Source organism: Nonomuraea sp. LP-02, from assembly GCF_036289125.1.
Taxonomy (GTDB): domain Bacteria; phylum Actinomycetota; class Actinomycetes; order Streptosporangiales; family Streptosporangiaceae; genus Nonomuraea; species Nonomuraea bangladeshensis.
In genome coordinates, this window is sequence record NZ_JAXCLK010000001.1 from 4,241,809 (window position 1) to 4,253,174 (window position 11,366).

Below are 11,366 nucleotides of genomic sequence, written 5' to 3' on the forward strand. Positions count from 1 at the left end.
CCCCTGCCCCTCCCCACCCCCTCTCTCGCCCCGAACGCCCACCCCTGACCTTCCCCGGGCCTCCGCGGGCCTCCGCGGGCCTCCGCGGGCCTCCGCGGGGCCTTCGCGGGAACATGAGCGCAGCTCAGGCGGGGGTCGGAAGTGCCGGTGATCTAGGGGGACCGGGCAGCACCGCCGGTGATCTTCCGGCAGGATGCGGGTATGCCTTTCTGGCCCTCCCCCATATCGACGCGAGACGTGGCGGCTTCGGGCACGCGCCCCGCCTGGCCGACGGCCAGGGACGGCCGGGTGTGGTGGACGGAGGACCGCCCCGACGAGGGCGGACGCACCACGATCAGCTGCCGCACCCCCGACGGCGCCTGCCACGACCTGCTCGCGCCCCCGTGGAACGCCCGCACCAGGGTCCACGAGTACGGCGGCCGCCCCTACGCCGTGACCCCCGCGAACGAGGTCGTCTTCGCCAACCTGGAGGACCAGCGGCTCTACCTGCTCGGCGCCGACGGCAAGCCACAGCCCCTCACTCAGGAGGGCGCCCGCTACGCCGACCTGCTGGTTCGTGACGGGCAGGTCTGGTGCGTACGCGAGCGGCACGCCGGCGACGGCACGGTCAGCCGGGCCATCGTGACCGTCCCGCTCGACGGCGACGGCGGCGACGAGCCCCGCGTACGGGTCACCGGGCACGACTTCTACGCCTACCCCACCGTGTCCCCCGACGGGCGACATCTCGCCTATGTCTGCTGGAACCACCCCCACATGCCCTGGAACGGCACCGAGGTCCGCGTCACCAGCCTGGAGACCGGCGAGTCATGGCCGGTGAAGGGCGGCCCCGCCGAGTCGGTGCTGGCCCCCTCCTGGCGCGACGACGCCCACCTCTACCTCGTCTCCGACGCCTCCGGCTGGTGGAACCTGTACGAGACCGGGCTGCGCGGCGAGGACGTACGTGCCCTGTGCCCCGCCGAGGAGGAGTTCGCGTCGGCGCCGTGGCAGCTCGGCGGCCTGCCGTACGCGGTGCTCGGCGACGGCCGGCTCACGGTCCTGCACGGGCGCGGCGACCTGCGGCTCGGCGTGCTCGACCCGGAGTCGGGCACGCTCACCGACCTGGAGACCCCCTTCAGCGGCTGGGAGGCCGCGCTGACCGCCGACGGCACGTCCGTCACCGGCGTCGGCTACGCCGCCACGATCCCCCGCTCCGTCGCGACCGTCGATCTCGCCTCGGGCGCCGCGACGCCGCTGCGGCCGGACGCCGCCGCACGGCTGCCCGACCCCGCGCTCCTGCCCGTCCCCCGCGCGGTCCGGGTGCCGGGGGGCGAGGAGGTGCACGCCTACCTCTATCCGCCGTACGAGCCCGCCGTCGAGGGCCTTCCCCCGTACGTGATCTTCGTACACGGCGGCCCGACCTCCCACGCGGGCAGCGCGTTCGACCTGGAGAAGGCGTTCTTCACCACGCGCGGCATCGGCGTGCTCGACGTCAACTACGGCGGTTCGACCGGCTACGGCCGGGCCTACCGCGAGCGCCTGCACGGCCAGTGGGGCCTGGCGGACGTGGCCGACGTCGTCGCCGCCGCCGAATGGCTCGCCGCTGAGGGGCTCGCCGACCCGGCCAGGGTCGCGGTACGCGGCGGCAGCGCGGGCGGCTGGACCGTGATGGCCGCCTGCTGCCGCTCGAACGTCTTCGCCGGCGGTGTGTCCTACTACGGCGTCAGCGCCCTCGGCCCGCTCGTCGCCCACACCCACGACTTCGAGTCCCGCTACGTGGAGTGGCTCGTCGGCCGCCCCGACCCGGCGGTCTACGCCGAACGCGAACCGCTCGCCCTGGTCGGCGGCGTCTCCTGCCCCATGCTGCTCCTGCAGGGGCTGGACGACCCCGTGGTGCCGCCCGAGCAGTCGGCGGCCTTCGCCGACGCGCTGTCGGAGCGCGGGGTGTCCTGCACCTATCTGGCGTTCGAGAGCGAGTCACACGGCTTCCGCCGCACCGAGACCCGCACCGCCGCCCTGGCCGCCGAACTCGCCTTCTACCAGCAAATCTTCTCGTAAGACAGGGGCCGGGGACGGCTCAGCGGGCGAACTCGGTCGCCCGAGACTCCCGCACCACCGTGATCCTGATCTGCCCGGGATAGGTCAGCTCCTCCTCGACCTGCTTGGCCACGTCCCGCGCGATCACCTGGGCCTGGATGTCGTCGATCGCGTCCGGCTTCACCATGACCCGGATCTCCCGCCCGGCCTGCATGGCGAACACCTTCTCCACGCCCTCGTACGACTGCGCGATCTCCTCCAGCCGCTCCAGCCGCTTCACGTACGCCTCCAGCGACTCCCGCCGCGCGCCCGGCCGGCTGCCGCTGATCGCGTCGGCCGCCTGCGTGAGAACCGCTTCGACGGTCTTCACCTCGACCTCGTTGTGGTGCGCCTCGATGGCGTGCACCACGTCCTCCTCCTCGCCGTAGCGGCGGGCGATCTCGGCGCCGATGAGCGCGTGGCTGCCCTCGACCTCGTGCGTGAGGGCCTTGCCGATGTCGTGCAGCAGGGCGCACCGCTTGACCAGCCGCTGGTCCAGCTTCAGCTCGGCGGCCATGATGCCCGCGATGTGCGCGGACTCGATGAGGTGCTTCAGCACGTTCTGGCCGTAAGAGGTGCGGTAGCGGAGCTGGCCCAGCAGGAGCGTCAGCTCGGGGTGCATGTCCGTGATGCCCAGCTCGACGAGGGCGTCCTCCCCGGCCCGCGCGCAGAGCTCCTGGACCTCCTGCCGGCTGCGCTCGTGCGCCTCCTCGATGCGCTGCGGGTGGATGCGCCCGTCGAGGACGAGCTTCTCCAGGGTGAGCCGCGCGGTCTCCCGGCGTACCGGGTCGAAGCAGGACAGCAGCACCGCCTCGGGCGTGTCGTCGATGATGAGGTTGACGCCGGTCGTGGACTCGAAGGCCCGGATGTTGCGCCCTTCACGCCCGATGATGCGCCCCTTCATCTCATCGCCCGGCAGGTGCAGCACGCTGACCACCGACTCGGCCGTCTGCTCGGCCGCCACCCGCTGCACGGCGAGCGTCACGATCTTGGTGGCGCGCTTCTCGCCCTCCTTGCGTGCCTGGCTCTCGATCTCCCGTATGATCAGCGCCGCCTCGCGCTTCGCCTGGTTCTCGATCTCCTTGACCAGCTCGGCCTTGGCCTGCTCGGCCGTCAGCCCGGTCACCCGCTCCAGGATGAGCCGCCGCTCATCCTCCACCTGCAGCAGTTCCTCGCGCCGGCCGGCCAGCTCGATCTCCGTCTCCGCCAGCTTGCGGTCACGCTCGGACTGGCGGCGGGCCTCCTCGTCCAGCCGCTGCTCGCGCTCGGCCAGGCGGGCCTCGCGGCGTTCGAGGTCGGCGCGCAGCTCCTTGAGCTCGGTCTTGAGCACGCGGCTCTCCGCCTCGACCTCCTCCCGCATCCGCGTGGCGCTCTCGGCGGCCGCCTCGGACCTGCGCAGCATCTCCTCGGCGTCGACCTCCGCCTTCTGGCGGATCTCCCGAGCCTCCTCACGCGCCTGTTCGAGCTCCTCGTGCACAACCTGCACCTGCTCGGGACTCGGCCGCGCCACCCCCTTGGGTGCGGTGCCGGAAGTGCGGCGTATGACGACGAGCAGCGCGACGATCATCCCGAACGCGAGCACGAGCACCGCCACCATCAGCACCACGACCAGCGGCCCCATGTGCGCCCCGCCCTCCTCGCGTCGTCAACACCCCATAACGCAGATCCAGACCATGGGAGGGGTCACAAGCACGCCACGCGAAGCCCGTACGGTGCCGGGATCGATATCAAGCCAAGGCTGACCGGGCGTCGACCCGCACAGCCGACACCTCGCCCGCCTTCATCAATCACGCTCGTTCGTCCGTCGCTCACCGGTATGGCAATCCGCGCTGCGCGGAGTAACTCCTCACTGCCGTCGAGGTTATGCGTCGAACTGGTCACGAGCAAGCAAACGAGTCGTCAAGCGTGTCTTACGGGCCCGCAACTCCCCATCGACCCCAAGATCCCCCACTGCTGCCGCAATCCCCCGCTGCCGCCCGGCACCCCCGCCCGCGCACCGCTTTCCCCCCACCCACAGCGAGACGGAGGCGGGTCAGACGGGCGGCAGGGGAACGTCCCTACGGAAAGCCGTCGCCCTCCAGATCGATGCCCTCCTCATCCAGCGCCTCCCGAATCACCCGGTACGCCAGCCCCGAGGAGTACCCCTTGCGGGCGAGCATGCCGGCCAGGCGGCGGGTACGGGTCTGCGGATCAAGGGAGCGAGTGGACGCCAGCTTGCGATCCACCAGCCGCCGAGCCGTCTCCGCCTCCTGATCGGAATCCAGGCGCTCCACCGCCTCCTTGACCGTGTCGTTGTCGACGCCCCGATGACGCAACTCGGCCGCCAGCGCACGCTTGGCCAGCCCGCGCCCGTGATGCCGGGAATCGACCCACGCCTCGGCGAACGCCTCATCGTTGATCAGCCCCAACTCCGAGAACCGATCGAGAACCGCGTCGGCCGCCGCCTCCGGCACATCCCGCTTGCGAAGCGCCTCGGCGAGCTGAGCCCGCGTCTTGGGCGCCATCGTCAGGAGCCGAAGGACGATGGCCCGAGCCACCGACTCCGGATCCGCCGGAGGCACGGCCGCGGCCGGGCTCTCCTCATCGGGCCCGTCCGGCAGCCACGAGCGCCCGGAGCTCCGCCGCCCCTTGCCCCCGGCACGACGCCCACCACGCCGCCCTTTCCTCCCGCCGCCTCGCTGCCCGTCCTCGTCCCCACCGCCCAGCAGACTTCCACCCCAGTCCAGAGCACTGGAACTGTCAGCAGAGGGGCTTCCACCGCGCCGATACCCCGAAGCCCCTTCAAGAGACTCCGCGACAACCCCCTCAGCACCGCCCTCCACGGTGGCACCACTGTCCCCAGCGCCGCCCTTCATGGCGACACCATCCGCAGCACCACCGCCCCCAGCCACACTCTCGGTGGTGACGCCCTGAACACTCACTCCTTGGGAGGTCACATCCTGGGAGGCCATGCCCTGGGCAGTCACATCCCGGAGGGTCACATCCTGGGAGGCCACGCCCTGGGGCGCCACATCCTGGTGGGGGGTCACATCCTGGTGGGGGGCCACGCCCTGGGAGGTCACATCCTGGTGGGGGGCCACATCCTGGGCAGTCGCGCCCTGGGTCGTCACGCCCTGGGCAGTCACCCCCTGGAGGATCTCATCATTTTCGGCGTTTCCCTCGGTGGCGACGCCACCCTCGGTGACATCCTCCTCGGTATCAGCGTCCTCCTCAGGGGACCTCGCTACAACAGTTTCCGCAGAGCGCCGAGTGGCGTTCTCGGCGGGATCCGCCACGACACCTTCTTCGGCGAGATCCGCCGGCTGGTCCCCTTCGGCGCCGTTCGCTGCCACTTCCCCGTGCGGGAGATCCACCGCGATTTCCCCCTCGATGGGATACGCCGCCCCATCTCCCTGGGTTAGATCCGGCGCGATGCTGTCCTCAGCGGGATACGCCGCTACATCCCTTTCGGGAGAATCCGCCGGTGCGTCCTCTTCGGCGGAATCCCCTGCGGCGTGTACCTCGAAGGGGTAGGCGGCGCTGCTGCCCCCTGCCGGAGGAGTGCCTCCGTCTACGGGCTCCCCCAGGAAACCGCCCGCCTCGGAAGGATCACCTACGGAGAGGCTGGAAGGGCCACCCGTGGGCGTATCCGCAGAGCCGCCGATCGGCACGTCGAGGACGTCAGTGGCGTCGGATGTGCTGGAGCGACTCTCAAGCTCCTGCGTCTCAGCAGCCGAGCCAGAGCCCCCTAGAGCGAAGGGCCCCGGGCTGTCTGTCGTCGCGTCGGGAGAACCACTCAGTGGCATGCCGGGCGGGCCGTCGACCAACCCCGCCGGGGGACGGCTGGACGGCATCTCGCGAGGCTCACCGGCAGACGTACCGGCTGATGAGCCCTCCTGCGAAATCTCGCGCAGACCAGCGGAGGGCACAGGCATGACGGGACTGGCCGCGCGCGAAAGCCCAGCAGAGTCGCTACCGCCTGAGGCGACATCTCCTTCCGAAGAGCCCGCGGCGGGTGCTACGGCATCGACAGGAGAACTTCCAGGGAGCGCAGACTCTCCGTCGGAAGAACCGGCGGAAGGTGCTGCTGGTGTGTTGGCGAAGAAGGGGTGGGTGTTTGAGGCTTCGCCGGGGTTGTGGCTTGAAGCTTCTCCGAAGAAGGACGTGGCGGCGGCCGCCGCACGGTCGTTGAAGGAGGCGGACGGTTGTGGTTCATCCGCGAGGCCCGCTGACCACGCCCCGGCGGGGACGGAGGGTGACCAGCCCTCAGCAGGGGCGGAGGGCAACCCGGTCCCGGTTGGGGTGGTGGATGGCCAGCCCTCAGTGGGGGTGGCGAGTGACCCGGCCCCGGTTGGGGTGGTGGGTGACCAGCCCTCGGTGGGGGTGGCGGATGACCGGGTCCCGGTGGGGGTGGCGAGTGACCCGATCCCGGTTGGGGTGGTGGGTGACCAGCCCTCAGCGGGGGCGGAGGGCGACAGTCCCTCGGCGGGGGTGGGGTCGTCGGTGGGAGGGGTGGAGGTGCGGGCTTCGTTCTCGCGGGGACGTCGCTTGTTGCGGCGGCGGGGCTTGGTGGCTTTGGCGCTGGCTGCGGAGATTTTCTGGTGGGGAGTGTGCTGGTCGTCGGGTCCGTAGGCGGCGTTCTCCGGGGCCACCGGGCCGGAGGTGGCGTCGGTGGGGGGTTCGGGCTGCTCCTCGCCTGGTTCGTGGGAGGGGTCCGAGGCGCGTTGGGCGAGGCGTTGGGCGCGCCACTCCTCCACGGAGGGCCAGCCGTCCGCGGCGGAGCGGGCCAGGTCACGGGAACTGGAACTGGAACTGGAACTGGCCCGGGAACGAGGAGGGGTCGGTGAGTCAGTCACGGGTCGGGCCCCCAGTGGTGCAGGGGTGGTCGGGCCAGGCGCCCCGCGGCCGGGGCGCCTGTGGCCAAGGCGTGTCACTCATGGGCGACGATCAGACGTCACCCGGCTTCGGAGTGGACTTCGAGCCGCGGCCCGAGGTGGCCGGCGCCGGAGCCGGAGCGGCGGCGGGCTCGGCGGGGGCGTCGAGACGCGGGCCCACGCCCAGCTTGTCCTTGATCTTCTTCTCGATCTCGTTGGCCATGTCGGGGTGGTTGCGCAGGAAGTTGCGGGCGTTTTCCTTGCCCTGGCCGAGCTGGTCGCCCTCGTAGGTGTACCAGGCTCCCGACTTGCGCACGAAGCCGTGCTCCACGCCCATGTCGATCAGACCGCCCTCGCGGGAGATGCCCACCCCGTAGAGGATGTCGAAGTCGGCGACCCGGAAGGGCGGGGCCATCTTGTTCTTGACGACCTTGACCCGGGTGCGGTTGCCGACCGCCTCCGTGCCGTCCTTGAGCGTCTCGATGCGGCGGATGTCCATGCGCACCGACGCGTAGAACTTGAGCGCCTTGCCACCGGTCGTGGTCTCGGGGCTGCCGAACATGACGCCGATCTTCTCGCGCAGCTGGTTGATGAAGATGGCGGTGGTGCCGGTGCTGTTGAGCGCGCCGGCGACCTTGCGCAGGGCCTGCGACATGAGGCGGGCCTGGAGGCCGACGTGGCTGTCGCCCATCTCGCCCTCGATCTCGGCCTTGGGCACCAGGGCGGCCACCGAGTCGATGACGATGATGTCGACGGCGCCGGACCGGATCAGCATGTCGGCGATCTCCAGCGCCTGCTCACCGGTGTCGGGCTGGGAGACCAGCAGGGCGTCGGTGTCGACCCCCAGCTTCTTGGCGTATTCGGGGTCAAGGGCGTGCTCGGCGTCGATGAACGCCGCGATGCCCCCGGCCCGCTGGGCGTTGGCGACCGCGTGCAGGGCGATCGTGGTCTTGCCGGACGACTCCGGACCGTAGATCTCGACGATGCGGCCGCGCGGGAGGCCGCCGATGCCGAGCGCCACGTCGAGGGAGATCGACCCGGTGGGGATCACCTCGATGGGAGCTCGGGCGTCGTCGCCCAGGCGCATCACAGAGCCCTTGCCGAACTGCCGCTCGATCTGAGCGAGTGCGGTCTCGAGGGCCTTCTCGCGGTCGTTGATTGCCATGGGAACTCCCCCTGGAGGGTCGTGGTCCGATCAGTCGAGTGAAAGCTACGGCCTGCCACCGACATTTTCTGCGACTGCCGGGGAAGACGTGGCCCGGCGTTCTCCATGGTAGCCGAACGGCTGTTCGATCACAGCAGGAACACACGGGAGCCGGAAGGTTACCCGGAGCATGTCCTGACAGCGGATGCTGATCATTGTCACCGAAGGTTGATGACCACAAGTTTCGTGACACCGAAGATTGAGTGACGCGTCGCCCGTCGTCAGGAGTGACGGTGGAGGAACTCGCGGTTGAGCACGGGGATCCGGCTCTTAGTGCGTTTGAGCTGGACTTCTATCACGACAGCGTACGGTGTCGCAGGCTGCTGGGAGTTCGCGGGCTGGTGCTACTCGGCCACGAACACCGATCACGTCGGGTACGAGTCATGGCTGGAGCGAGACCGGCTGATCCTGCTCGATGCGGATCCCGAGGTGACCGGCATAGCCTCGCAACCGTTCTGGCTGCACCGGCACGATGGCGTGCGCCAGCGTCGCCACGCCCCCGACTACTTCGTCCGGCTGGCGGACGGTCGCGGCCGAGTCATCGACGTGCGTGCCGATGACCAGATCGACGAAGCGGGCGGCGCAGGCGTTCGAGGCTGGCGAGCGGGCCTGCCGGGCGGTGGGCTGGGATTTCGCGCGGGCCCCCGATCCAGTGCTGATGGCTGACATGCGATGGCTGTCCCGCTATCGCAGGCGCCGCTGTGGTGATCGTCGAGACGTCGCCGATGAGCTTCCACATTAAGGCGTTGATCAACTACGCCACTGCCTACAGACTTCGTCGTGATCGACGATCAGCCTGAGCACTTGCTCCCGTGAGCTCATCTGCCTGCTGCTATCGCAGCGTGGGGAGCGTGATCCCGTCCTCTGCGAGGATCGCTCCGAGGACCTCGGCAAGCAGTGTGACTGTGAGCAATAGTTGGCGGAGCCGACGCCAGGCAGCTCGCAACCTGAGCCCACCGGCGCAGCCTGACAGAATCGTGACCCATGATCGACGATTTCGCTAAAGACAACCTGCACGAGAGACTGCGGCGGGACCGCCGGGCGCTGCTCTGGAAACTCGACGGCTTGTCCGAATACGACGCCCGCCGACCTTTGACAGCGACCGGGACCAACCTCCTCGGCCTGGTCAAACACATGGCCACCGTCGAGGCCAGGTACTTCGGCGAGGTCTTCGACCGCCCTTCCCCGGAACCGCTGCCCCGGTGGCAGGACTCCAACGGCAGCGATCTGTGGGCGACCGAGGACGAGACCCGCGATCAGATCATCGGGTTCTACCGGCGCACGTGGGAACACTCGGACGCGACGATCAACGAGCTTCCCCTCGACGCCCCCGGCCACGTGCCGTGGTGGCCGGAGTCAACGCCGGCCTGGCACACGAACCTGTTCGCCATCATGGTCCATGTCCTCGGCGAGTCCACCCGGCATGCCGGGCACGCCGACATCCTGCGCGAGGGCCTCGACGGCCGGACCGGGTTGCGCCCCGAATACGAGGAGCAGATCGACGAGGAAGCCCGTGCAGCCTACTGCGCGAAGATCGAGCAAGCCGCCAGGGCGGCCGCATCAATCAAGGCTTAACGCAATCGCGCCACCGTGGCCCGTCAAGGGCGGGGCCACGGTTCACCTCCGAGCAAGATCACTTGAACGCCGAATGTCGGAGTGCTGCGACGCACCCTTAATCGAGCTCGCTCCGTCACTCGAACTTCGATGGCACACGCTAGTCACAGGACAGGAGCACAGCGGGAGCGCGCCCCTGATGATGTTCACGACCGTTCGCGACAGCGTGTTGTCATGCAAGGTGAGCTGGGGAGACTCACTGGAGGGACGACGGTTGGAGGCGGTGACGTGGCGAGCGGCTACACCGGTGAACGGCGCGCCCATCTGCAGGCTCTCGCGGAGCTGCTACCGGACCACGGACTGGTGAGCCGCATGGTCGGCGGCGACGAGCCGGTGCTGTGGGCGTGGCATCCGCGTACGGGCCGCCAGACGCTCGTCTTCGCCACCCCGTCGTCCAGCGGCTGGGTGTTCCTGTGGTCGCCGCGGGGCCAGGGCGGCGCGGACGACCTCGACGGTACGGCGGACGCGCTCCGGCAGACCCTGGACGCCGCCTCCCAGGGCCGGGAGTGAGCGCGTCAGCGCAGCTTGGACGAGACGTCCTCGACCTGGCACACCGCTCGCCAGACCGTCTTGGCGCTCTCGCCGTCGGCCAGGGCCTGCATCACGGTGCGCCCGCCCAGAGGGGCGATCACGTAGTCGCGGGCCCACGACTCGGCGTACGCCTCGCCGAAGTGCGCGTTCATACGCCGCCAGAATTCCGTAAGCCGCATGCAATCAAGTATGGGAGCGCCCAGGGGGTGGGTAGGACATCCCCATGCCAAAGACCCACAAGTCTTCACCCCCGAAGACACCCACGACAAAGGCCAACAGGGCCAGACGCCGCCGGCTGCTGTCGGCGTTACGTGACGCCGTCAAGAAGGAGAAGGCGGAGCGCGCGGAGCGGCACGCCGGCATCAGGCAGGCGCCCCGGGCGGGCAAGCCGCGCACGCGCCGGCCCTCGCGGCGCTAGCCGCACACAGCCACACCCCAAGCAGACGCTCAGGCGGCCGGCCGGTGCTCAAGCGGACGCTCAGCCGGACGGCCGGCCCTCCGGGCCGTTCAGACGGCCGGCGCTCCGAGCGGACGCTCAGGCGGACGCGCGTCACAGCGGGTGCCGAGGGGTGTGGGCGACACACACGTGCGGGGTCACAGCACCCGCGCGCCGTACATCTCACCGAGATGGTCGGCGAGCAGCTCCAGCCGCGCGCCGTCGGGGTCCTTGAAGTAAATGGAGGCGCCGCTCTCGATCTGGTGCGGCACGCCGGCCATCTCCAGTTTCCCGCGCAGGCGCTCCCACGTGGCAGGGTCCACGGAGATCGCGATGTGGTGCAGCCCTCCCAGCACCTCCTGGTACGGCCCGAGGTCGAGGCCGGGGAAGTCGAAGAAGGCGAGCAGGTTGCCGTTGCCGATGTCGAAGAAGAAGTGGCTGGAGCCCTTGTAGTCGCGGTTCTCGATGATCTCGGTGAGCGGGAACTCCAGCAGGTCCTGGTAGAACTGGACGGTCCGCTCCACGTCCGACGAGAGCAGGGCCACATGGTGCAGGCCACGGGCGCTGCTCGACGGCCGGTGCGCTAACACGTGACGGCGCCTGATCTCGGCACGGCGGGCTTCGATGGCCGCGTGGTCAATGGTCACGGTCGCTGTATGTCCGCCAGGAGGCCCGC

At 69.8% G+C, this 11,366-nt stretch carries 11 protein-coding genes; 6 read left to right on the plus strand and 5 right to left on the minus strand.

Annotated elements, in window-relative coordinates; genetic code table 11:
* Positions 1–237 precede the first annotated feature (237 nt).
* A complete protein-coding gene (locus tag SMD20_RS19650; RefSeq protein WP_329583068.1) occupies positions 238–2,034 on the plus strand; it encodes a S9 family peptidase in 1,797 nt (598 codons plus the stop codon).
* A gap of 19 nt (positions 2,035–2,053) precedes the next feature.
* Here SMD20_RS19650 and rny read toward each other — a convergent pair whose 3' ends face one another.
* On the minus strand, positions 2,054–3,673 hold the full coding sequence (rny, locus tag SMD20_RS19655) for a ribonuclease Y (RefSeq protein WP_329583071.1): 1,620 nt from the start codon (positions 3,671–3,673) through the stop codon (positions 2,054–2,056).
* A gap of 436 nt (positions 3,674–4,109) precedes the next feature.
* Entirely contained in the window at positions 4,110–5,003 is an 894-nt protein-coding gene (recX, locus tag SMD20_RS19660; RefSeq protein ID WP_329592607.1) for a recombination regulator RecX, read from the minus strand.
* Between recX and SMD20_RS19665 the strand changes: the two genes are divergently transcribed.
* Complete coding sequence (locus SMD20_RS19665; RefSeq protein ID WP_329592854.1) at positions 4,977–5,453, plus strand: hypothetical protein; 477 nt, start codon at positions 4,977–4,979, stop codon at positions 5,451–5,453. The two genes, recX and SMD20_RS19665, sit on opposite strands and share 27 nt — an antisense overlap.
* A 1,525-nt stretch (positions 5,454–6,978) precedes the next feature.
* Here SMD20_RS19665 and recA read toward each other — a convergent pair.
* On the minus strand, positions 6,979–8,070 hold the full coding sequence (recA, locus tag SMD20_RS19670) for a recombinase RecA (RefSeq protein WP_091083932.1): 1,092 nt from the start codon (positions 8,068–8,070) through the stop codon (positions 6,979–6,981).
* 312 nt (positions 8,071–8,382) lie between these two features.
* Here recA and SMD20_RS48370 point away from each other — a divergent pair, with 312 nt between their 5' ends.
* The 3 genes from SMD20_RS48370 (at position 8,383) to SMD20_RS19685 (ending at position 10,233) form a co-directional block, all read left to right on the plus strand.
* A complete protein-coding gene (locus tag SMD20_RS48370) occupies positions 8,383–8,775 on the plus strand; it encodes a TnsA-like heteromeric transposase endonuclease subunit (protein ID WP_442942601.1) in 393 nt (130 codons plus the stop codon).
* Between the two features lie 318 nt (positions 8,776–9,093).
* On the plus strand, positions 9,094–9,684 hold the full coding sequence (locus tag SMD20_RS19680; RefSeq protein WP_329583078.1) for a DinB family protein: 591 nt from the start codon (positions 9,094–9,096) through the stop codon (positions 9,682–9,684).
* A 267-nt stretch (positions 9,685–9,951) separates the two neighbouring features.
* The gene (locus SMD20_RS19685) at positions 9,952–10,233 is read left to right on the plus strand and encodes a hypothetical protein (RefSeq protein ID WP_329583080.1); all 282 of its coding nucleotides are present in this window, start codon (positions 9,952–9,954) and stop codon (positions 10,231–10,233) included.
* A 5-nt stretch (positions 10,234–10,238) separates the two neighbouring features.
* Here the strand turns inward: SMD20_RS19685 and SMD20_RS19690 are convergent, their stop codons facing one another.
* Positions 10,239–10,433 carry a DUF3046 domain-containing protein gene (locus SMD20_RS19690; protein ID WP_026214037.1) on the minus strand — a complete coding sequence of 65 codons (195 nt, stop codon included), beginning with the start codon at positions 10,431–10,433 and terminating at the stop codon, positions 10,239–10,241.
* Positions 10,434–10,477: 44 nt separating this feature from the next.
* Between SMD20_RS19690 and SMD20_RS19695 the strand changes: the two genes are divergently transcribed.
* Positions 10,478–10,672, plus strand: coding sequence for a hypothetical protein (locus SMD20_RS19695; protein ID WP_329583084.1), 195 nt, complete (start codon positions 10,478–10,480; stop codon positions 10,670–10,672).
* A 176-nt stretch (positions 10,673–10,848) separates the two neighbouring features.
* Here SMD20_RS19695 and SMD20_RS19700 read toward each other — a convergent pair whose 3' ends face one another.
* On the minus strand, positions 10,849–11,337 hold the full coding sequence (locus SMD20_RS19700) for a VOC family protein (protein ID WP_329583086.1): 489 nt from the start codon (positions 11,335–11,337) through the stop codon (positions 10,849–10,851).
* Positions 11,338–11,366: the final 29 nt, after the last annotated feature.